Genomic DNA, 22,869 nt, shown 5'->3' with positions numbered 1-22,869 from the left:
TCGATGCGCCTGGACCGGAGGCTCCTGCAGCACGTCCCCGCCCTGCGCGGCTACGTCGGCGTCGGCGCCGCGATCGCGGTGCTGTCCGCCGGCCTGGTGATCGCCCAGGCGGGCCTGCTCGCCGACGTGGTCTCCCGCGCCTTCCTCGACGGCGCGGGGCTCGCCGAGCTCGCGCCGCAGCTCGGGCTGCTCGCCGCCGCCGTCGCCGGGCGCGCGGTGCTGGGCTGGGCGGCGGAGGTCGCGGCGCAGCGCGCGGCCGCCGCGGGCACGACGCAGCTGCGCAGCGCCCTGCTCGACCATGTGCTGCGGCTGGGGCCGCGGTACCCCGGGCTCCCGGGCACCGGGCGGCTGGCCACCCTCGCGGGCCACGGCGTCGACGCGCTCGACGCCTACATCGGGCGCTACCTGCCGCAGCTGCTGGTGGCGACCGTCGTCCCGCTCGTCGTCGGCGTCCGGATCCTCACCGCGGACTGGGTGTCGGTCCTGCTGGTCGGGATCACGCTGCCGTTGATCCCGCTGTTCATGGTGCTGATCGGGCTCTACACGCGGGACCGGACGACCCGGCAGTGGCGCGCCCTCGCCGGCCTCGGGCACCACTTCCTCGACGTGGTCGCGGGCCTGGACGTGCTCACGGCCTTCGGACGCGCGCGGCGCCAGGAGCACCGGATCGCGGCGATGGCGGAGCGGTACCGCGTCGAGACGATGCGCGGCCTGCGCGTGGCCTTCCTGTCCGCCCTGGTCCTGGAGGTCCTGGCGACGCTGTCGGTGGCGCTGGTCGCCGTGTCCGTGGGGCTGCGGCTCGTCGAGGGCCGGCTGGACCTGGCGACCGGACTGCTGGTCATCGTGCTGGCACCCGAGGTGTACCTGCCGCTGCGCGCCGTGGCGGCCCGCTTCCACGACAGCGCCGAGGGCGCCGCGGCGGCCGAGGACGCCTTCGCGGTGCTGGACCGGGACCCGCCGGCCGGCGGCGGCCCGGCCCCCGATCCCGCCCGCGCCCCGGTTCGGCTGGAGAACGTGCGCGTCGAGGGCCGCGGCGGCCCGGTCCTCGACGGGCTGTCGCTGACGATCGCCCCCGGCGAGGTGCTCGGGGTCCGCGGACCCAGCGGCGCCGGCAAGTCGACGCTCCTGGACCTCCTGCTCGGCTGGCGGGCCCCCGACCGGGGGACCATGTCCGTCGGCGGGGCGGACCTCGCGACGCTCGACCGGGACCGCTGGCTGCGGCAGGTCGCCTGGGTGCCGCAGCGGCCGGTGCTCCTGGCGGGCACCGTGGCCGACAACCTGCGGCTCGGCGCCCCGGACGCGGCACCGGAGCGGCTCGCGGCGGTCGCGGCGCTGGTCGTGCCGGAGCTGACGCCGGACACCCCGGTGCAGGAGCGGGGGCAGGGGCTGTCCACCGGTCAGGTGCGCCGGATCGCGCTGGGCCGGGCCCTGCTCGCGGACAGGCCGCTGGTGCTGCTCGACGAGCCCACCGAGGGGGTCGACGCCGACACGGAGGCGATGCTGCTGGGTGCGCTCCCGGCGGCGCTGTCCGGGCGCACCGCGGTGGTCGTGAGCCACCGGCCCGCCGTTCTCGGGCTGTGCGACCGGGTCCTCGCCCTCCCCGGCCCCGACCGCCCGGAGCGGGACGCCGCGCCGACGGCGCCGGGCCCCGAGACCGCCACGCCGGTGGCCGTGCCGGCGGCCCCTCCCGTCCGGGTGCCGGACCCGCCGGTGCGGCGCGGGGACCTGCGGGACCTCGCCGCCGTCGTCCGGCCGCACCGGGCCCGGCTCGCCCTCGCGGTCCTCGCCGGCAGCGGGGCGCTGGGCAGCGCCGTGGCGCTCACGGCGACCTCGGCCTGGCTGATCTCCGCGGCGGCGCTGCAACCGCCGGTGCTCACGCTGCTCGTCGCGATCGTCGCGGTGCGGACCTTCGGGCTGGCCAAGGGTGTCCTCCGTTACGTCGAGCGGCTGGCCTCGCACGACGCCGCGTTGCGCGTACTGGCCGTGCTGCGCGTGCGGCTGTGGGCCGCGCTGGTCCGGCTCGGCCCCGCGACGACGGCGCGGCAGCGCTCCGGTGACCTGCTCGCCCGCCTGGTGGGCGACGTCGACGCCCAGCAGGACGTGCTGGTCCGCGGGGTGGTGCCGGCGGCGTCCGCGGCGGTGGTGGGGCTCGCGACCGTGGCCGGGCTGGCGGTGCTGGTCCCGGCCGCCGGGCTCGCGCTCGGCGCCGGGCTGGTCTGCGCCGGGATCGTCGCGCCGGCGCTCACCGTGCGGATCGCGCGACGCTCGGCCCGGCGCACGGCGGCGGCCCGGGCCGCCGTCTCCGGTGCCGTCGTCGAGCTGCTCGACGCCGCACCCGACCTGCTCGCGTTCGGCGCGGCGGCGCAGCGGCGGCACCGGGTGTCCGCGCTCGACGCCGGGCTCGCGGCGCTGCGCCGCCGGGCCGCCACCGCCACCGGCCTCGGCGTGGCGCTCACCGTCGCCGGTGTCGGGGGCGCGACGGTGGCGTGCACCGCGCTCGGGGTGCTCGCGCTGCGGGCCGGCGCGCTCCCGGGCACCGCGCTGGCGGTGCTCGCGCTGACCCCGTTGGCAACGGCAGAGCTCGTCGCGCTGCTGCCCGACGCCGCGTACCGGCTGGCCGCCGCGCTCCCCGCGGCCCGCCGGCTCGCCGAGCTGGAGCGGGCGCCCGCGGCCGTCGCCGAGCCGCGCGACCCGCTCCCGGCACCACCGGGGAGCACCCTCGAGGCGCGCGACCTCGCGGTGCGGTGGCCGGGAGCGGGGACGGACGCCGTCGCCGGCGTCGACGTGCTGCTCGGGCCCGGCACCCGGCTCGTCCTCGCCGGCCCGACGGGCAGCGGCAAGAGCACGCTGGTCGCCGCGCTGATGCGCCTGCTGGAGCCGCGGGAGGGCGCGGTGCTGCTCGACGGCGTGGACACCCGACGGCTGCGGAGCGACGACGTGCGCTCCCGCCTCGGCTGGTGCGGACCGGCGGCCCACCTGTTCGACGGCACGCTGCGGGATAACCTGCTGCTCGCCCGCCCGGACGCGACGGACGACGATCTCGTCCGGGAGCTGCACCGGGCCGGCCTCGGGAACTGGCCGGCGGGCCTGCCGGAGGGCCTCGACACCCCCGTCGGCCGGCACGGCGGCACGGTGTCCGGGGGCGAGCGCCAGCGCCTCGGCCTGGCCCGGGTGCTGCTCGCGGACCGCCCGCTCCTCCTGCTCGACGAGCCGACCGCCCACCTCGACGCCGCCGCGGCGGCGCACGTGTGCGCCACCCTGCTGGAGGTCACGGAGGGCCGGACCGTGCTCGTCGTCAGTCACCGCCCGGACGAGCTCGAGGCGCTGCCGCGGCTGGTCCTCCCGGCACGGGACGGCCTGGTCAGGGAGTCACGAGCAGGCTCGGCAGCCCCGTGAGGGCCACCCCCGCGCCGACGCCGAGGACCAGGGTCGCGGCCGCCGCGGCCACCGCGGTGGCGGCCGCCCACGGCCGGGTCCGCTGCGGCGCGGTCGCGTCGGCGTCCCCGTCGAGGGCGAGGACCGGGGCGATCCAGCGCAGGTAGTAGAAGAGGCTGGCCACCGTGTTGACCACGGCGAGGACGGTCAGCCAGGCCGTGCCGCCGTCGACCGCGGCGGTGAACACGGCGAGCTTGCCGAGGAACACGGCGGTGGGCGGGGTGCCGACCAGGCCGAGCAGGCAGACGACGAGGGCGGCGGCCAGGACGGGACGGCGGCGGGCGAGGCCGCGGAAGTCGTCGAGCGTGCGCGCCGGCCCGTCGGGGGTCGTGACCGCGGCGGCGACGGCGAACGCGCCGAGGTTGGTGAGCGCGTAGGCGGCGAGGTAGAGCAGCAGGGCCGGGCCGGCCTGCGGGGTGCGCGAGGCGACGGCGACGGCCATCAGCACGTAGCCGACCTGGGAGACGGCGGAGTAGGCGAGCAGGCGTTGTACGGAGGTCTGGAGGAACGCCGCGAGGTTCCCCAGGGTCATCGACACCGCGGCGAGGATCGCGACGAGCAGCGGCCAGTCCACCACCTCGGCGGGGATCGCGCCGGGCAGCAGCCGGAAGGCGGCGACCAGGGCCCCGATCTTGGGGATGGTGGTGACGATCCCGGCGACCGGGGCGGGGGTGCCGTCGCCGACGTCCGGCACCCAGAAGTGCGCGGGGGCCGCGCCGGCCTTGAACGCGAGCCCGGCGAGCACCGCGACCAGCCCGACGGCGGCCAGCGCGGGCATCGACCGGCCGTCCGCCGCGGCGGTGGTGAGGTTCTCGCGGAGCGGGTCGTAGGCGGTCACACCGCCGGCGGCGTACAGCAGGGTGACGCCCGTGAGCATGGTGATGCCGGCGAAGGCGCCGGACAGGTAGTACTTCATCGACGCCTCGGTCGCCGGCCCGGTCGCGGCCCAGCCGACCAGGGCGTAGAGCGGGATGCTGGCCAGCAGGAACGCCGCGAACAGCAGCAGCAGGTCGGTGGCGCCGGCCATCAGGACGGCGCCCAGCGCGCCGAGCAGCAGCAGGACCCAGTACTCGGTCTCCCGGCGGTGCCCGCGGGCGGTGTCGACGGACGCGCAGACGGCCACCAGGAGGGCGACGAGCACGATCAGCCGGGCGGCGTTCGTGGTGGGGTCCACGGCGTAGGAGCCGAAGACAGTCTCCGCCGGGCGGGTCCGGGCCAGGGCGGTGGCGACGAGCCCGGTCAGGCAGGCCGCCGCGGCGAGGACCGCGACGAGCCACTGCCGCCCGCGCGGCAGCCAGGACCCGGCGAGCAGGCCGAGGACGGCGGCGCCGAGCAGGGCGAGCTCGGGGACCAGCGCGCCGGGGTCCTCGCTCATCATCTCCATGGGGACGTCACCCGGCGACCAGGCTGTTCAGGGCGGCCGCCGCGGGCTCGACGAGGTCGAGCAGGAAGCGGGGCGCGATCCCGACGAGCGTGGCCAGCGCCAGCAGCGGCGCGATCGCGACCAGCTCCGAGGGGCGGAGGTCGACGAGGGGGCGCGGGGTACCCGGCGCGTCCGGGGTGCGGAGCGGGCCGAGGAAGATCCGCTGCAGGGCGACCAGGAACAGCGCGGCGGTGACCAGGATCCCGGTGACGGCGATCGCGACCGGCACCGGCGCGGCGGGCAGGGAGCCCGTGAAGATCTGGAACTCCGCGATGAACCCGGAGAAGCCGGGCAGCCCGAGCGAGGCGAAGGCGGCGATCGCGAACAGCGCGGCGAAGCGGGGGGTCCGCGCCGCCAGCCCGGACCAGTCGCCCAGCTCGTAGGTGCGGCCGCGGTCGTACAGGACGCCGGCGAGCAGGAACAACGCCCCGGTGATCAGGCCGTGGGACACCATCTGCACGAGGGCGCCGGTGGTGGCCAGCGTGCGGGCCTGCGCGTCGCCTGCGGCGACGAGCCCGGCCGCGCCCACGCCGACCAGCACGTAGCCCATGTGGTTGATCGACGTGTAGGCGATCATCCGCTTGAGGTTCGACTGGGCGAGCGCGACGAGCGCGCCGTAGACCACCGACACCACCCCGACCAGCAGCACGACCAGGGCGTACTGCCGCCAGCTCGCGGGCAGCAGCGGCATCGCGATGCGGACCAGGCCGTACGTGCCCATCTTCAGCAGCACCCCGGCGAGGATCGCCGACCCCGTGGCGGGGGCCTCGGTGTGGGCGGGCGGCAGCCACGTGTGGAACGGCACCGTCGGGGTCTTGATCGCCAGCCCGACGCCGATCGCGAGCAGGGTCAGGCCGGCGTAGGGTCCGCCGGCGGCGAGCGGGTTCGCCACGGCGAGCTCGACGATGTCGAAGGTGTGCGGCCGGGCGGCCAGGAACAGCAGGATGAACCCGAGCAGCAGGGCCAGGGAGCCGAGGAAGGTGTAGAGGAAGAACTTCAGCGCCGCCGCGCGGGCCCGGCCGGCGTGTCCCCACCCGGCGATCACGAAGTACATGAACACGATCGACAGGTCGAAGAACAGGAAGAACAGGATCAGGTCGAGCGCGGCGAACAGCCCCAGGCACACGGTCTGCAGGGCCAGGAACAGCAGGACGTAGGACCGGACGCGGCGGGTCTCGCGCAGCGCGAACACCGCGCAGGCGAGGAAGAGCACGTCCGTCATGGCCAGCAGCGGCAGCGACAGCCCGTCGACCCCGAGGTGGTAGGAGATCCCGGCGGAGGGGATCCACGGCAGCTGCTCCTCGAACGCGAAAGCGGTGCCGGTGGGCATGCGCAGCCAGGCCGCGACGACCAGCGCCAGGTCCGCGAGCGCGACCGCGATCCAGGCGCCGACGACGGCCCGGTCCGGGAGGCGGGCGGGCAGTGCGAGCAGCACCAGCGCCGCGAGGGCGGGCAGGAACACGATCAGCGACAGCATCGCCTCACCTCACGACGATCACGACGACGGCCAGCGCGGCGAGCAGCGCGAACGCCACCGAGGCCTGGGCGTAGTACTGGTGCAGCTGCCCGGTCTGCGGGCGGCGGGCCCACCGCCCGAGCACGCGCGCGCCGTCGGCGACGCCGCGGACCGCGCCGTCCACGGCTCCCTCGCCGCGGCGGTCCAGGCCGCGGGCGAGGCGCACGGTGGTCCGGGCGGTGCCGTCGACGGCCCGGTCGAGGACCCGGTCGTCGAACCTTGCGAGGCCGCGAGCGGTCGCCAGGACCGGCCGGGCCACGAGCGCGCGGGCGGCGGGTTCCAGGCGCAGCCAGTCCCGCAGCAGCGCGGGCGCCGGCAGCCGGCCGGCGCGGCGCCAGGCCCATCCGGCGGCCGCCAGCGCGACCGCGGCGGACAGCGCGAGCTCCCACCCGGCGGGCGCGTCCGTGGCCAGGACCGCGGGGCCGACCAGCGGCAGCACCCCGAGTCCGGCCGCCCCTGCGGCCAGCACGACCAGCGGCGGCCCCGCGGCGCGCGGGACCCGCCCGGTCGGTTCCTGCTCGAGGCCGGTGTCCGGGACCGGCCGGTCGGGCCGCCAGGCGAACCACACGGCCTTCGCGCTGTAGACGGCGGCGACGGCGGCACCGGCGAGCCCCACCGCGTACAGCGCGGGTGCGCCCGGGAGCGCGGAGGTCAGGGCGGCGGCGAGCACGGCGTCCTTGGCCACCCACAACGACAGCGGCGGGATCCCGGCGAGGGACAGCGCCCCCACCGTGAACGTCACGCCCACGAGCGGGAACCGGCGGGCCGCGCCCTCGAGCCGGTCGAGCCGCCGGGTGCCCAGCGCCGTGAGCCAGGCACCGGCGGCGAGGAAGAGCAGGCTCTTCGTCGCCGCGTGCGCCACCAGCTGCAGCACGCCCGCGGACGTGGCGGCGGCGCCCGCTGCGGCGCTCGCCGCACCCGCGGCGAGGACCATGTAGCCGATCTGGGCGCAGGTGGAGGCGGCGAGCAGCTGCTTGAGGTCGCGCTGCGCGACGGCGACCAGCCCCAGGCCGAGCGCCGTCAGCGCCCCGATCCAGGCCACCAGTGGGCCGGCCCAGCCGACCGCGCCGAGGAGCGGGGAGGTGCGCAGCAGCAGGTAGGCCCCGGCGGCGACCATGGTCGCCGAGTGCAGCAGGGCGGAGACGGGGCTGGGGCCGCGCATCGCACCGGAGAGCCAGTACGCGAACGGCAGCTGCGCGGACTTGCCGAGGGCCGCCGCCACGATCCCGGCCGCGACGACGTGCCGCCAGCCCGGGGCGGCACCGGGGAGCTGGTCGAGGGCCAGCGCGCCCGCCCCGCCGGCGAGCGCGGCACCGGCCGCGAGATAGAGCCCGAGGTCGGCGAACCGCGTGGTCAGGAAGGCGGTGTGGGCGGCCCCGACCGAGGCCGGGTCGCGATGGGCGTAGCCGATCAGGGCCCAGCTCGCCGCGCCCATCACCTCCCACGCCATCAGCAGCGGAGCGAGCGTGGTGGCGGTGACCGTGGCCAGCATCGACCCGGCGAAGACCAGCATCAGGCCGGCGAAGCGCCCGGTGCGCAGCTCCGGCTCGCCGGCCGCGAACACCAGCACCGCCAGCGTCGCGACGGCCACGGTCACGACCAGGACGGCGGACAGCGCGTCGACCGCCCAACCGGCCCGGATCCCGGCGAACAGGGCCGCCTCCGCGCGCGGCCCGGAGACGGCGGCGGCGACCGCCAGGACCGTGACGAGCACGGCCGTGGCCACGCCGATCCCGGCCACGATCCGGCCCCGCCGCGACTCGGGTTCGAGCGGGCGTGCGGGCCCCAGGTCGGCCAGGGCGAGCACCGCGCCGACCGCGAGCGGGAGCCCGATCAACCACCCCAGGAGCACCGCGGATCAGCCCTTGAGGTCCGCGGCGCCGTCGGTCATGTCGACCTGCCGGGCCCGGTAGATCGCGGTGGCCACGGCGAAGCCGGCGGCCATCTCCACCGCCATCGCGGTGATCACGACGACGATCAGGACCTGGCCGTCCGTGCCGGCCGGGGCGAGGAAGTACCAGAGCGCCGCGGCGGCCAGCAGGACGCCGTTGAGCATCAGCTCGAGCCCCATCATCAGCATGACGATGGACTGCTGGGACAGCGCCCCGTAGAGGCCGATCGCGAACAGCCCGGCCGCGGTGAGCAGGAACAGCTGCAGGATCACCGGCCGACACCCCCGCCGGTCGGGTCGGCGGCCGTCGGCGCGTCGAGCCCGTCGCCCAGGCGCTCGTAGCGGCCCCGGCCCGTCGCCAGCACGACCGTCGCGACGATCGTGGCGAAGAGCGTGACGCCCAGGGTCATCATCGTGAGCATCTGGCCGCTCATCAGGGACAGGCCGAGCGCGAAGGTCGGGTCCGGCGGCGGCTCCCCGGCCCGGTCCGGCCAGTCGACGAGCAGGACCCCGGCGGCCAGCACGACGAAGGTGGTGACCGAGATCGTCATCGCGCCGGGCTTGTTGTGGTACATCGCCATCGGCATGAGCCCGGCCGGGTTCATCATGTACATGATCATGAAGACGACCATCACGACCATCTCCATCACCATCATCAGCGCCAGCACCACGCCCAGGTAGCCCAGCCCGAGCAGCACGACCAGCCCGGCCACGGCCAGGAACGAGGCGAGCAGGGCGAAGGTCACCTGCGCCATGGAGCTCAGCCGGAACACCGCGAAGCCGGACACCACCGCGGTCAGGGCGAGCACCCAGAACACCGCCACCATCTACGGGCCTCCTTCTCCGAGGACGACGAGCGCGACGGCCAGCGCCTGCGCGATCGTCAGCGGCACGAGCACGATCCAGGAGATCTCGGTGAAGCGGTCCATGCGGATCGTCGGGAACCTGCGGCCGAGCCAGACCAGCACGGCGAGCACGGCGAGGGTCTTCACCGCCACCCACGCCCACGCGGGCAGCCACGGGCCGGCGCCGCCGCCGAGGAACAGCGGGACCGCCATCGCCGCCGCGGCCACGAACAGCAGCCACCGCCCCACGACCAGAAGCAGCCGGTCGACCCCCGACAGCTCCGCGCCGGCGCCGCCCGCGAGGTCGCCCGCGACGGGGGCGTCGAACGGCCCCCAGAACGCGATCGCCGCCGCCGAGACGAGGTAGACCACGAAGGCCACCGGCATCAGCACGACGAACCACAGGTCCTGCTGGGCCGCCACGACGTCCGTCACGCGCAGGCTCCGGGCCCCGAGCGCGGCGGTGATGATCGCGAACATGTGCGGGAGCTCGTAGGCCAGGCCCTGCGCGACGAACCGGTACCCGCCCACCAGCGACATCACGCTGTTCGGGCCCCACCCGGCGGTCCACAGCGCGACCCACCCGAGGACCTCGACGGCGTTGAACCAGACGATCCCGACGCCGAGGTCGGCAACCGGCCTGGTCCCGAGCGGGATCACCACCGCCGCCAGGACCGCCGCGACCGGCAGCAGCGCGGGTCCGAGCCGCCACAGCACGGGGTCGGCGGCGACCGTGCGCCTGCGTTGACCCACCAGCAGCCGCGCGACCTCCCGGACCGGGGCGCGCAGGTCCGCCGGGCGGCCGGCGGCGCGGGCGGCCAGCACCGCGTCCCAGGTCACCGCCGCCCAGGTCACCGCGGCCAGCAGCACGGGGAGCACGAGGACCCACCACAGGGGCAGCGCGTCGGGCGGGGCCGGCACCGGCATCGGCTCATCCATGGCCCGTGTCCTCCTCCGCGGGGTGTCGGCCGGCGATCGGGCGTCCGTGGGGCGCGAGGATCTCGGTGCCGGTGTCGGGCTGGAGGTCGGTGTCGGGGTCGGCGTCGGTGCCGGTGTCGGCGTCGGGCCGGAGGTCGGGGCCGGCGGCGTCGGGGTCGGCGGCGGTGTCGGTGTCGGCGGCGGCGACGAGCAGGCGGGCCGCGGCGAGCTCCGCCCCGACCAGGGCCCGCTCCACGTCGCCCGGGCCGAGCCGGGTCGCCCGTGCCCTTTGCCGGTCGCCCATGGGTGACGCGGGCGGGTGGTCGGTGGGCAGGACGGTGTCGAGGGCGCGGTCGAGCGCGGTGTCGAGCGCGGTGTCGAGGGCGGTGTCGAGGGCGGTCAGGCGCAGGGCGACCAGCGCCGGGACGTCCGGGAGCCCGCGCAGCATCCGGCGCAGGGTCCGAGAGCGGCGGACCTTGCGGGACAACCGGGCGGCGGCCCGGTAGGTCTCCTCGGTCCGGGTGACCGACGAGGCGCCGGCAGGGGGCTCGAGGAGATCGTCACGCAGGCGGCGGGCCCTGGTCGCGGGGTCCTCCCAGCCGGCGACGGCGAGCACCCGGGCCAGCGCGTCCAGCTCCCGCGCGACGGCGCGGCGCGGTGCCTCATCCGGCGCGCCGGAGGTCCAGAACGGGGTCGTGGCCGGATCGTCCGTCAGGCGCGCGGCCGCCTCCTGCACGACGTCGCCCTGCAGGGTCAGGTCCAGCACCAGCCCGGCCGGCCAGTCGGGTAGCACCGGGCCCAGGCTCACCTGCAACCGGTCGAGCATCAGGCCGTCCCGGTCCTCCCCGAGATCCGCCATCGGCAGCCCGCCCGGCATCTCCATCCCCCCGTGCCCCCCGTGCCCCCCGTGCCCCCCGTGGTTCTCGTGCCCGCCGTGGTCCCCGTGTCCGCCGTGCGACTCGTGCTGGTCGTGCCCTTCACGCTGCTCGTGCCCGCCGTGCTGCTGCTCGTGCTCGTGCTGCCCGGAGCCGCCGTGCTGCTCGTGCCGAGGCTGCTGGTCCTCCTCCTGCGCGCTCGCCGCCTCTCCGTGGTTCTCGTGGACCGACGGCCCGGACGAGACCTGCATCCCCCATCCCCGGCCCGCGGTGACGAGGTCCGAGGCGGCCCGGTCGAGCATCCGCGCGACGTCGGCGGGCCGGTCGATCCGGCACCGGGCCCGCGGGGTCGGAACCGCCGCCCACGTCGCGTCGGCGGCCTCCGCGAGTTCGTCCCCGGGAAGCCCGGCGAGGACGAGGAGGTCGGTGTCGGCGGGGCTCGTCGCGAGCGGCCACCCGCGCCGGGCCAGCTCCCGCTCGACCGCCAGCCGACAGGCGGTACCACCGCGGGCCGCGACCAGGAGGACGTGCGGCCGGGCGCCGGCGAAGCGGACGAGGCGGGTGGTCAGGTCCATCGCAGCGCGCCCTCGCGCCAGGCGTAGACCACCCCGGCCAGCAGGATCCCGAGGAACAGGAACATCTCGACCACGGCGGCGGTCCCGACCCGCGAGACCACCAGGGTCCACGGGTACATGAACACCATCTCCATGTCGAAGGCCAGGAAGACCATCGTCACGGGGTACCAGCGGACGTGGAACCGGGAGAAGGCGTGCTGCGCGGGCGGCAGGCCGCCGCCGAAGGGCAGCACCTCCCGCGCCGTCGGGTCGGGCCGCACCGCCCGGGCGGCCCCGTAGAGCAGCGCGACCAGTGCGAGGACCACGCCGAGGGCGGCGAGCACCGGCACGAACTCCCGCACGCGTCCTCCCCTCCCATGCCGACCGGCGGCACTCCGGTCGCGCATACCCGTACCCCGGACGGGCATCCGGGACGACGGCCATCGTGGACCGGTCCCGCGGCGCTGTCCACGCCGCTCGCGACCTCCTACCCGTTCCCGGCGCGGTCTCACCTCGTGCCGCTGAATAGGGTACCCCCCTAGGGTATCCTTCCGGAAGGGCGACGGGGGGAGCCGTCGCGCTCGCCCGCCCCACCCGGCCGCTCGGTCGTCCGAGCAAGGGAACGGAACCAACCGGCGCGAGTCAGTCGTCGAGCGACGCCCGGGCCAGGGTCTCCTCGAGGAGGCGTGCCGCGTCGCGGTGGCTCTCGCCCAGGTAGAGGCCCGGAACCCGGCGGCGGGAGGGGCGGGTGAGGAAGGCGTTCCCGGCGTGGAAGGTCGGCCGGCCCAGCGCCGCCGCCGCCTCGAGGGCGGCGACCGCGGGCCGCCGGCCGAGGGACAGGTGCGAGACGACCACGACGGCGACCACGTCCGGAGCCTCCGCGGCGATCACCAGGCTCGGGACGGGGGTGCGCGCACCGAGCACCCGGCAGGCCCGTCCGTCCGCGACGAGGACCATGCCGAACGCCTCCAGGCCCAGGGAGTGCAGGTCCCGGGGGCCACAGGCGAGCAGGACGCACCCGACGCGACGCGGCTCGGGGGCGAACGCCACGGTCCGGGCGATCCAGGTCCGTGCGGCCTCCGTCGCCAGGTGCTCGTGGCCGACGTCGCACATCCCGATCTCCCACCAGTGCCCGATCCGGCGCATGGCCGGCACCAGCACCAGGTCGACCGTGGCTCCCAGGCCCAACAGCCGGGCGGCGTCGTCCAGGCAGCAGCGGACCCCGCGCTGGTCCATCGCGCGGGCGGCGTCCAGGAAGCGGTCCACGAGGTCGCGGCCGGGTTCGTCGGAGTCGACCAGCAGGCGGGCGGTCGTCGCGGCGTCACCCGCGCGCCGGCCGCGGGCGATCTCGTCCCGGATGATGCGCAGCTCGTCGATCACCTGCGCCGGGTAGCGGCGGTGCCCGCCACGGGTCCGGACGACGCCGGGCACCGAGTAGCGGTGCTCCCAGGTGCGCAGGGTGGAGACCGGAACCGCGAGCAGCGCGCTCACCTGCTGGATCGTCAACGGACTCTCCGGCTGGTTCTGCGTGCTGACCGACACAGGGCAAGCGTGCGCCCACGGGCCGCCGCGCGCACGGGTCTTCGGAGAATCGAATGCGCAGGTTCGGCCGTTGCCCTACCCGACCCGCCGCCGCACCCTGGAACGAGGTCGGCCCGGTGCGCGGATCCCGCGCCTGCCCCCCAGTGCGGGACGCGGACCGGGCCGCCGGCCAGAGCGCCGGACCCCGGAGCCGGAGTGGTGCGCGACCCACCCCGGCCCGATGCATGATCCTCGGTCCGCTCCCACCGCGGTGCCCCGTCCGGGCCCCGGCGCGCGCGGCCCGCCTCCTTCCCGAGCGGAACGAGGCGGGCCGCCTGTGCGAGCGCGAGGATCCGTCGCTCGGGTCTGGTCCCGGCCACCGGGACGGAGCAGCATCGGATGCCCGGCTCGACAGCGGACGGATCCTCCTGCCCGACGACGTGTGAGGTGGCCGATGCACAAGTACGTCTACGAGTTCGGCGAGGGCGGCAAGGACCAGAAGGACCTGTTGGGCGGTAAGGGAGCCAACCTCGCGGAGATGACCCGGCTCGGGCTGCCGGTGCCGCCGGGGTTCACCGTCACCACCGAGGCGTGCCGCCGGTACCTGGCCGACGGGGCCGTGCCGGCCGAGCTGCGCGTGCAGGTGACCCGGGCGCTGCGCGCGCTCGAGGACCGGATCGGCCGCCAGCTCGGCGATCCCGAGGACCCGCTGCTGGTCTCCGTGCGGTCCGGCGCCAAGTTCTCGATGCCCGGGATGATGGAGACCGTCCTCAACATCGGGCTCAACGACGCGTCCGTGCGCGGGCTGGCCGCGGTGTCGGGGGACGAGCGGTTCGCCTGGGACTCCTACCGGCGCCTGATCGCGATGTTCGGCAAGACCGTGCTGGACATCGACGGCGCGCTGTTCGCCGACGCGCTGGACGCGCGGAAGCGTGAGCGCGGCGCCGCCCAGGACGTCGACCTCACCGCCGGCGACCTCGAGGAGCTGGTCGAGGCCTACAAGAAGGTGGTGCAGCAGGAGACGGGCCGACCGTTCCCGCAGCACCCCCGTGAACAGCTCGACCTGGCGATCAAGGCCGTGTTCGACTCGTGGAACACCGAGCGGGCGCGGCTCTACCGCCGCCGGGAGCGGATCCCGCACGACCTCGGCACCGCGGTCAACGTCTGCACCATGGTGTTCGGCAACCTCGGCGCGGACTCCGGCACCGGGGTGTGCTTCACCCGCGACCCCGCCACCGGCAAGCAGGGCGTCTACGGCGACTACCTGCCGAACGCGCAGGGCGAGGACGTCGTCGCCGGCATCCGCAACACGCTCACTCTCGCCGACCTCGCCGAGCGGGACCGGGCCTCGGCCGAGCAGCTCTACGGCGTGATGCGCCGGTTGGAGACCCACTACCGCGACCTCTGCGACATCGAGTTCACCGTCGAGCGCGGCACGCTGTGGATGCTGCAGACCCGGGTCGGCAAACGCACCGCCGCCGCCGCGTTCCGGATCGCCGCCCAGCTCGTCGACGAGCAGCTGATCACCCTGGACGAGGCGCTGCAGCGCGTGACCGGCGAGCAGCTGGCGCGGTTGATGTTCCCCCAGTTCGACCCGTCCGCCGACCGGACGCTGCTGGCGACCGGCCTGGCCGCGTCGCCGGGGGCCGCGGTCGGGGCGGCGGTGTTCGACCCGGCCGCCGCCGTCGCGCGGCACGCGGCCGGCGAGCACGTGATCCTCGTCCGGCGCGAGACCAACCCGGACGACCTCGAGGGCATGATCGCCGCGTCCGGCGTGCTGACCAGTCGTGGGGGCAAGACCTCCCACGCCGCCGTCGTCGCGCGGGGGATGGGCCGCACGTGCGTGTGCGGGGCCGAGGCGATCGACGTCGACGCGGCGGCCCGCACGGCCCGCGTCGGCGAGGTCGTCGTGAACGAGGGCGACGTGATCGCGATCGACGGCTCCACCGGCGAGGTCTTCCTCGGCGACGTACCGGTGATCCCCTCCCCGGTCGCCCGGTACCTCGAGGAGGGCCTCGAGGCGGTGCTGGACCGGGTGGACGAGGAGACCGCGGAGCTGGTGCTCGCGGTGCACCGCCTCCTCTCGCACGCCGACGCCACCCGGGAGCTGCGGGTGCGGGCGAACGCCGACACGGGGGAGGACGCGGCGCGCGCCCGCCGGCTCGGGGCCCAGGGCATCGGCCTGTGCCGCACCGAGCACATGTTCCTCGGCGAGCGGCGGGCGCTGATCGAGCGGCTGGTCCTGGCCGAGACGTCCTCCGCACGTGCCGAGGCGCTCGAGGCGCTGCGACCCCTGCAGCGCGGCGACTTCGTCGAGCTGTTCGAGGCGATGGACGGCCTGCCCGTCACCGTCCGCCTGCTCGACCCGCCGCTGCACGAGTTCCTGCCCGACCGCACCGAGCTCGCGGTCCGCGTGGCCGTGGCCCGGGAACGCGGCGAGGACCCGGCCGCGGACGAGGCGCTGCTCGCCGCGGTGGAACGGCTGCACGAGTCGAACCCGATGCTGGGGCTGCGCGGCGTCCGGCTCGGTCTGGTGGTGCCCGGCCTGTTCGCGATGCAGGTGCGGGCGGCCGCCGAGGCCGCCGCCGAGCGGATCAAGGCCGGCGGTCGCCCCGAGGTGGAGATCATGGTCCCGCTCGTCGGCTCGGTGATGGAGCTGCACCTGATCCGGGACGAGACGGACGGCATCCTCGCCGAGGTCGCCGAGCGCGAGGGCGTCACGCTCGACATCCCGGTCGGGACGATGATCGAGCTGCCGCGGGCCGCGCTCACGGCCGGGCGGATCGCCGAGGCCGCGGACTTCTTCTCCTTCGGCACCAACGACCTGACCCAGACGGCGTGGGGGTTCTCGCGCGACGACGTCGAGGCCGCGTTCTTCGCGGCGTACCTGGACAAGGGCGTGTTCACGGTCTCGCCGTTCGAGACCCTCGACGAGATCGGCGTCGGCCGGCTCGTGCGCATCGCCGTCGAGGAGGGCCGACGCACGCGGCCCCGGCTGAAGATGGGGGTGTGCGGAGAGCACGGCGGCGACCCGGACTCGGTCCACTTCTTCCACCACGTCGGCCTCGACTACGTCTCCTGCAGCCCGTTCCGGGTGCCGGTCGCCCGCCTCGAGGCGGGCCGGGCCGCGGTCTCCCTCGACGACACCGCCGCCGGGCTCGCCGGGCCGCGCTGAGGGCGACGGCCGCCCGCCCCGCGGCATAGAATCAGGCAGAGGGGGTAGGCCGCGCCCTTACGCCCGTCGCTCGAACCCGGTCCACACCACCGCCGGGGAGCGGCCAGAGTCCGGAGCGCACGGATGAGGACAGGATCAGCGCAGGGCCGGGTCGGACACGTGCACGAGGCCGGCTTCTACTCCTCGGACGAGGAGTTCCTCGCCTTGATCGTGCCGTTCGTGACCGGCGGGACGGAGGCCGGGGAGCCGGTCGTCATCGGCTACGACGAGCGCAAGTGCGACCTGCTGCGGGCACGGCTGCCCCGGACGGCCGCGGTCGACTTCATCGTCGACACCGGGCTGTACGCCACGCCGGCGGGCGCCATCGAGGCCTACCGGCAGCAGTTCGAGCGCCACCTGGCGGCCGGCGCCGAGCAGATCCGCATCGCCGGCGACGTCCCGCACGAGGGCAACGGCGGCCGCTTCGCCGGGTGGGACCGCTACGAGTCCGCGGTCAACGTGGTCTGGCAGGACTACCCCGTCTACAGCCGCTGCCTCTACGACGCCACCACCACGGCCCGGCCCGTCCGTGACGTCGTCGAACGCACCCACCGCCGCATCCTCACCCCCGACGGCGGCAGCGCGAGCCCGCGCTACCAGGAGGTCGCCGAGTTCGAGCCCCTGCCGGTGCCGGCCGATCCGCTGGAGGGCACCCCGCCGGCCGTCGCGCTGGTCGACGCCTCGCTGAGCGAGACCCGGAGCCGGGTGACGGAGGCCGCTCGCGGGAGGGTCGACGCCGGGACGCTCACCGAGCTGCTCTTCGCGGTCTCGGAGGCCGTCACGAACGCGCAGCTGTACGGGCGGCCGCCCCTCACCGTGACGGTCTGGACGGGCTCCGAACGGGTCCTCGTCCGGGTGCACGACACCGGCCCCGGGCCGCCCGACCCGCTGACCGGCCTCGTCGCCGTCCCCGACGGTTCCGTGGGCGCCGGGCTCGGGCTGTGGCTCAGCCACCAGTTCACGCGCGTGGACATCGAGCTCCTGACCGCGGCCGACGGGTTCACCGTCCGGCTGCGCGGCGGCCGTCCCCCCGCGCCCGCGGAGAGCGTCGTGACCGTCGCCCGGGCCCGGGCCGAGACCGCCCGGCGGCGCGCCGACGACGCCCGGGCCAGCGCCGAACGGCGCCGGCGGTGGGCCGACCTCGCCCGGGCGGGGGCCGAGCGCCGCCGGCGGCGCCTGGTCGAGACCGAGGCCCGCCTCGCCGCGCTGATCGGCGGGCCCGCGCTCGACCCGTCGCACGGGACCGCCACCCTCGCCGACACCGTGCATGACGCGGTCGCCGGAGCCCTGCTCACCTGCACCGGCAGGGTGCTGCCGCTCGGTGAACTGCCAGGCCACCGGCTGCTGGACGCCCGCACCGCCGTGACGCGCACCGCCGCCCGCCACCTCGACCGGGGCGGTGACCGCACCCGGTTCCTCGCCCCGAACCCTGCCGGGGGCCTGATCTGCGTGACCGCGCTGCGCTGCCCCCCGCACCCCCGCAGCATCCACGGGACGGCCCTGCTGCTCTCGCCGCCGCCGGACCTGCAGCGGCTGACGCCGCTGGACCTGACCATCCTCGGGCTGCTGGTCGACGACTGGCCGGACGGCCGGATCGCCGCCCGGCTGCACCTGTCCGAGGGCACCGTGACCGGCCGCGTCGAACACATCACCGCGATGCTCGACGCCCCCGACCGCGCCCTCGCCCTCAGCCGGGCCACCCGCCGCGGCCTCTACATCCCCGGCTCGCTGCAGTCCGGCACGCCCTGACCCGCCGGGGCGGAGGCGTGGGTCGGAGGGAGTTCGCCCACCGGGGGTGATCCGCGGCCGACGGGGGCCCGTCAGCCTCGGACGCGCCGGAGGACCGGGTGGGACGGGGAGGCGCGGTGGGTGCGGAGAGCGAGCGGGTGCGGGGGTTCGGGAGCCTCGACGAGGGGCTGCGGTCCGGCGATCCGTGGTACCGCTGGGGCCCGTACCTGAGCGAACGGCAGTGGGGCACGGTCCGCGAGGACTACAGCGCGGACGGCGAGGCGTGGACCTACCTGCCGCACGACCGCGCGCGCTCGCAGGCCTACCGCTGGGGCGAGGACGGGCTGGCCGGGTTCTCGGACGTCGAGCAGCGGCTCTGCCTCGGTCTGGCCCTGTGGAACGGGCGGGACCCGATCCTCAAGGAGCGCATCTTCGGGCTGACCGGTGCGGAGGGGAACCACGGCGAGGACGCGAAGGAGTACTGGTGGTACCTCGACGCGGTCCCGAGCCACGCCTGGAACCGCTGGCGCTACCACTACCCCCAGCGCGCCTTCCCGTACCAGGACCTGGTGGCGACCAACGGGGCGCGCGGCCGTCGGGACCCGGAGTACGAGCTGCTCGACACCGGCGTCTTCGACGACGACCGCTACTGGGTGGTCGAGGTGCACTACGCCAAGGCCGACCCCGACGACCTGCTGATGACCGTCGAGATCACGAACGCCGGGCCCGAGCGGGCCGAGCTGCAGGTCCTGCCGACGGTGTGGTTCCGCAACACGTGGTCCTGGGACCCGGCCGCCGCGGCGCCGGCGATGCGCGCGAGCGGTCCGGCGACCGTGGCCGTGCCGCACCCCTTCCTCGGGGGCCTGCAGCTGACCGCGGGCCCCGGCCCCGACGGCGTCGCGCCCGAGCTGCTGTTCTGCGACAACGAGACCAACCTGCAGCGCCTCTACGGCACTCCCGGGCCGCAGTACCCGAAGGACGGGATCAACGACCACGTCGTCGCGGGTGCGGCCACCGTGAACCCGGAGGGCACGGGAACCAAGTGCGCGGTCCGGTACCGGGTGGAGGTCGACCCGGGCGCCACGGTGGAGCTGCGCCTGCGGCTGCACCCCGAGGACCGCGCGGGCGACCTGGGCGAGGACTTCGTCGGCGTCCGCGACCGGCGGCGCGCGGAGGCCGACGAGTTCTACGCCGAGCTCACCCCCGCGGCCGCCTCCGCGGACGAGGCGGCCGTGATGCGCCAGGCCTTCGCCGGGCTGCTGTGGAGCAAACAGCTCTACCACTACGACGTCGCCCGCTGGCTCGACGGGGACCCCGGCCAGCCCCCGCCGCCGGCCGCCCGCAGGCGCGGGCGGAACGCCCGATGGCGGACGTTCAACTCCTTCGACATCATGTCGATGCCGGACAAGTGGGAGTACCCCTGGTTCGCGGCCTGGGACCTCGCCTTCCACTGCGTCGCGCTGGCCCATGTCGATCCGGCCTTCGCGAAGTACCAGCTGATCCTGGTGTGCCGCGAGTGGTTCCAGCACCCGGACGGCGCCCTGCCCGCCTACGAGTGGGACTTCGGGGACGTCAACCCGCCGGTGCAGGCCTGGGCCGCGCTCGAGGTGTTCGCGATCGACGGTGCACGCGACGTCGACTTCCTCTCGCGGGTGTTCGACAAGCTGCTGCTCAACTTCACCTGGTGGGTCAACCTGGAGGACGCCGACGGCTCGAACGTCTTCGAGGGCGGCTTCCTCGGCCTGGACAACATCGGCCCGATCGACCGCTCGCACCTGCCGCCGGGCTATCTGCTGGAACAGTCCGACGCGACCGGATGGATGGCCGCCTACGCCCTCGCCATGGGCGCCGTCGCCACCGTGCTGCGGCACTCCGGCCGGCGCCCGGCCGACGACCTGGTCCGCAAGTTCCTCGAGCACCTGGCCGCCATCCGCGGCGCCGTCGACTCCGCGGGCCTGTGGGACCCGGAGACCGGGCTGTTCGCCGACCGGCTCGTCGCCCCGGACGGCACCGCCGTGCCCGTGGCCGTGCGCTCCATGGTGGGCGTCATCCCGATGCTCGCCGCCGGGGTCGCCGACGAGCCGATCCTGCGGCGCGCGGCGGCCGCCGGGAAGCACTTCGCGGAGTTCCTGCAGCGGGAGGGGCTCGACGACCAGGAGGCGCTCGCCGAGCGCGGGTTGCTGCGCGGCGAGCAGGGGCACCGGCAGCTGCTGCTCGGTGTGGTCGGCGTCGACCGGCTCGAGCGCCTGTTCGCGCAGCTGTTCGATCCCGCCGAGTTCCTGTCCCCGCACGGCCTGCGGTCGGTCTCGGCGTATCACCGCGACCACCCGTACGTGCTCGACGCACCCGGCCTGCACGCCGAGATCGACTACGAGCCGGCCGAGTCGACCGTGCCGATGTTCGGCGGCAACTCCAACTGGCGCGGCCCCGTGTGGTTCCCCGTCAACCACCTGGTGGTGAACTCGCTCGAGCGCTACCACCGGTTCTTCGGCGACGACTTCACCGTCGAGTACCCCACCGGCTCCGGCAAGCGGTTGCGCCTCGACGAGGTCGTGGCCGATCTCTGGGAGCGGCTGGTGTCGCTGTTCCTGGTCGGCGACGACGGCCGCAGGCCCTGCTTCGGCGGGGTGGACCGGCTCCAGCACGACCCCCGCTGGCGGGACAACCTGCTCTTCAACGAGTACTTCCACGGCGACGACGGCGCGGGACTGGGTGCCTCCCACCAGACCGGCTGGACCGGCCTGGTCGCGGACGTGATCCGCCGTCGGCACGGTGCCGTCGACCCCGTCGGGGACGTGCTGCGCCGGCTGCGCGACGAGAACCCGGACCGATGAGCGAGCCCGCTCCGACCGTGCTGCCCGGTGCGATCGCCCCGCTCGGCGCGACCGTCCGGGACGGCGGCACGAACTTCGCCGTCGCCTCCCGGGCCGACGTCGTGGAGCTCTGCCTGTTCGACGGGACCGACGAGGTCCGCCTCGCCCTGCCCGAGTACGACGCCGGCGTCTGGCACGGGTTCGTGCCCGGCGTCGGCCCCGGCCGGGCCTACGGCTACCGCGCGCACGGGCCGTACGAGCCCGCCCGCGGCCTGCGGTACAACGCGGCCAAGCTGCTGCTCGACCCCTACGCACGCGCGGTGTCCGGCGAGGTGCGCTTCGGGGCCGAGGTGCTCGGGCACGACCCCGACGACCCGGCGCGGCCGAGCGCCCTGGACTCGGCGGCGCACGTCCCGCGCAGCCTGGTCGTGGGCCCGCCCGCAACGATCTCCGACCCGGCGCCGCGGTACTCCTACGCGGACACGGTGGTCTACGAAGTGCACGTCACGGGGTTCACGGCGACCCACCCGGGGGTGCCGCCCGAGCTGCGCGGCACCTACGCGGGGCTGGCGCACGACGCCGCCGTCGCCCACCTCGTCGGGCTGGGGGTGACCACCGTCGAGCTGCTCCCGGTGCACCACCACGTGTCGGAGGCCTTCCTGCCCGGACGCGGGCTCACCAACTACTGGGGCTACAACACGATCGGCTACCTCGCCCCGCACCCCGGGTACTCGGCCGAGGTCCGCGCCGGCCGCCCCGGCGGGGAGGTCGCGGAGTTCCGGGCGATGGTGGAGGCACTGCACCGGGCGGGCCTGGAGGTCGTCCTCGACGTCGTCTTCAACCACACCGGTGAGGGCGACCCGCACGGCCCGACGCTGTGCCACCGCGGGCTGGACAACGCCGGCTACTACCGGCTCGACCCGGCCGACCCCCGTCGCTACCTCGACACGACGGGCTGCGGCAACTCGCTCAACACCGCCGACCCGTTCACGCTGCAGCTGGTCATGGACTCGCTGCGGTACTGGCTGACCGTGATGGGCGTCGACGGGTTCCGCTTCGACCTGGCCCCCACGCTCGCCCGCGACGACGGCGGGTTCGACCGCCTCGCCGCGTTCTTCGACCTGGTCGCCCAGGATCCCGTCGTGTCGCGGGCCAAGCTGATCGCCGAACCCTGGGACGTCGGGCGGGCGGACAGCTACGACCTCGGCCGTTTCCCGCCGCTCTGGCGCGAGTGGAACGGCCGCTACCGCGACACCGTCCGCGACTTCTGGCGCAGCCGCCCGGGCCTGCTCGGCGAGTTCGCCACCCGCTTCGCGGGCTCCGCCGACCTCTACGGCGGACGCGGCCGGCGGCCCACCGCGTCGGTCAACTTCGTCACCGCGCACGACGGGTTCACCCTCGCCGACCTCGTCGCCTACGACACCAAGCACAACGAGGCCAACGGCGACGGCAACCGCGACGGGACGGACGACAACCGCTCCTGGAACTGCGGTCACGAGGGACCGACCGACGACCCCGAGGTCCGGGCGCTGCGCGGCCGGCAGCAGCGGGCCCTGCTGACCACGCTGCTGCTCTCCTTCGGCATCCCGATGCTGCTCGGCGGCGACGAGCTCGGCCGGACCCAGCGCGGCAACAACAACGCCTACTGCCACGACGACGAGCTGACCTGGTTCGACTGGGCGCACGTCGACGAGGAGCTGCTCGCCTTCAGCCGACGGCTCGTCGCCCTGCGCCGGGCCCATCCCGTGTTCCGCAGGCGGCGCTTCCTCTCCGGCGTCGACTGGCGGATGCTGCGCTGGTACACACCCGCCGGGACCATCGTCACCGCTGCCGAGTGGGCCGACCCGACCGCGCGCAGCGTCGCGATCTACCTCGACGGCCGGGACGCGCCGGACCGGGACGCGACCGGCCGCGAGCAGCTCGACGACGACTTCCTCCTCCTGGTCAGCGCCTGGTGGGAACCGACGCGGTTCACGGTGCCGCCGACCCGGGAGGGGCAGGTCTGGCAGGCCGAGCTCGACACCTACGCGCCAGCGGAGGTGGAGCGGCACGGGAAGCGCGCGGCGGGGGACGTCGTCACGGTGGAGCCGCGGTCGATCGTCGTGCTGCATGCCCCATCCCGGTGAGGGCCTCGTC

At 75.6% G+C, this 22,869-nt stretch carries 14 protein-coding genes; 5 read left to right on the top strand and 9 right to left on the bottom strand.

Annotated features, from left to right (window positions below):
- The first annotated feature begins 3 nt into the window (after positions 1-3).
- The gene (gene cydD, locus ABD990_RS17400; protein ID WP_345381600.1) at positions 4-3,396 is read left to right on the top strand and encodes a thiol reductant ABC exporter subunit CydD; all 3,393 of its coding nucleotides are present in this window, start codon (positions 4-6) and stop codon (positions 3,394-3,396) included.
- Here cydD and ABD990_RS17395 read toward each other — a convergent pair.
- The 9 genes from ABD990_RS17395 to ABD990_RS17355 all read right to left on the bottom strand — a co-directional run bounded on the left by ABD990_RS17395 (position 3,362) and on the right by ABD990_RS17355 (position 12,999).
- Positions 3,362-4,819, bottom strand: a complete 1,458-nt coding sequence (locus tag ABD990_RS17395; RefSeq protein ID WP_345381599.1) for an NADH-quinone oxidoreductase subunit N — start codon at positions 4,817-4,819, stop codon at positions 3,362-3,364. The two genes, cydD and ABD990_RS17395, sit on opposite strands and share 35 nt — an antisense overlap.
- A 7-nt stretch (positions 4,820-4,826) precedes the next feature.
- Positions 4,827-6,335: a complex I subunit 4 family protein gene (locus tag ABD990_RS17390; protein WP_345381598.1), complete on the bottom strand. Its 1,509-nt coding sequence runs from the start codon at positions 6,333-6,335 to the stop codon at positions 4,827-4,829.
- Between the two features lie 4 nt (positions 6,336-6,339).
- Positions 6,340-8,226 carry a proton-conducting transporter transmembrane domain-containing protein gene (locus ABD990_RS17385; RefSeq protein ID WP_345381597.1) on the bottom strand — a complete coding sequence of 629 codons (1,887 nt, stop codon included), beginning with the start codon at positions 8,224-8,226 and terminating at the stop codon, positions 6,340-6,342.
- A 6-nt stretch (positions 8,227-8,232) separates the two neighbouring features.
- Positions 8,233-8,538, bottom strand: a complete 306-nt coding sequence (locus ABD990_RS17380) for an NADH-quinone oxidoreductase subunit NuoK (RefSeq protein WP_345381596.1) — start codon at positions 8,536-8,538, stop codon at positions 8,233-8,235.
- Positions 8,535-9,092 carry an NADH-quinone oxidoreductase subunit J gene (locus tag ABD990_RS17375; protein ID WP_345381594.1) on the bottom strand — a complete coding sequence of 186 codons (558 nt, stop codon included), beginning with the start codon at positions 9,090-9,092 and terminating at the stop codon, positions 8,535-8,537. Before ABD990_RS17375 ends, ABD990_RS17380 begins: the two co-directional genes overlap by 4 nt.
- Positions 9,093-10,049, bottom strand: a complete 957-nt coding sequence (locus tag ABD990_RS17370) for a complex I subunit 1 family protein (protein ID WP_345381593.1) — start codon at positions 10,047-10,049, stop codon at positions 9,093-9,095.
- Positions 10,042-11,478, bottom strand: coding sequence for a hypothetical protein (locus ABD990_RS17365; RefSeq protein ID WP_345381592.1), 1,437 nt, complete (start codon positions 11,476-11,478; stop codon positions 10,042-10,044). Before ABD990_RS17365 ends, ABD990_RS17370 begins: the two co-directional genes overlap by 8 nt.
- Entirely contained in the window at positions 11,469-11,819 is a 351-nt protein-coding gene (locus ABD990_RS17360; RefSeq protein WP_345381591.1) for an NADH-quinone oxidoreductase subunit A, read from the bottom strand. The genes ABD990_RS17365 and ABD990_RS17360 overlap by 10 nt, the downstream gene beginning before the upstream one ends.
- A 280-nt stretch (positions 11,820-12,099) precedes the next feature.
- Positions 12,100-12,999 carry a MerR family transcriptional regulator gene (locus tag ABD990_RS17355; RefSeq protein ID WP_345381590.1) on the bottom strand — a complete coding sequence of 300 codons (900 nt, stop codon included), beginning with the start codon at positions 12,997-12,999 and terminating at the stop codon, positions 12,100-12,102.
- A 433-nt stretch (positions 13,000-13,432) separates the two neighbouring features.
- Here ABD990_RS17355 and ppdK point away from each other — a divergent pair, with 433 nt between their 5' ends.
- The 4 genes from ppdK to glgX all read left to right on the top strand — a co-directional run bounded on the left by ppdK (position 13,433) and on the right by glgX (position 22,859).
- Positions 13,433-16,153: a pyruvate, phosphate dikinase gene (gene ppdK, locus ABD990_RS17350; RefSeq protein ID WP_345381588.1), complete on the top strand. Its 2,721-nt coding sequence runs from the start codon at positions 13,433-13,435 to the stop codon at positions 16,151-16,153.
- A 123-nt stretch (positions 16,154-16,276) separates the two neighbouring features.
- The gene (locus tag ABD990_RS17345) at positions 16,277-17,941 is read left to right on the top strand and encodes an anti-sigma factor RsbA family regulatory protein (RefSeq protein ID WP_345381587.1); all 1,665 of its coding nucleotides are present in this window, start codon (positions 16,277-16,279) and stop codon (positions 17,939-17,941) included.
- 116 nt (positions 17,942-18,057) lie between these two features.
- Positions 18,058-20,754, top strand: a complete 2,697-nt coding sequence (locus ABD990_RS17340; RefSeq protein WP_345381586.1) for an MGH1-like glycoside hydrolase domain-containing protein — start codon at positions 18,058-18,060, stop codon at positions 20,752-20,754.
- Complete coding sequence (glgX, locus tag ABD990_RS17335) at positions 20,751-22,859, top strand: glycogen debranching protein GlgX (protein ID WP_345381585.1); 2,109 nt, start codon at positions 20,751-20,753, stop codon at positions 22,857-22,859. Before ABD990_RS17340 ends, glgX begins: the two co-directional genes overlap by 4 nt.
- The last annotated feature ends 10 nt before the right edge of the window (positions 22,860-22,869 follow it).

It is taken from the genome of Pseudonocardia yuanmonensis (genome assembly GCF_039542425.1).
Lineage (GTDB): Bacteria > Actinomycetota > Actinomycetes > Mycobacteriales > Pseudonocardiaceae > Pseudonocardia > Pseudonocardia yuanmonensis.
This window is presented reverse-complemented; position numbering and strand designations above follow the sequence as displayed.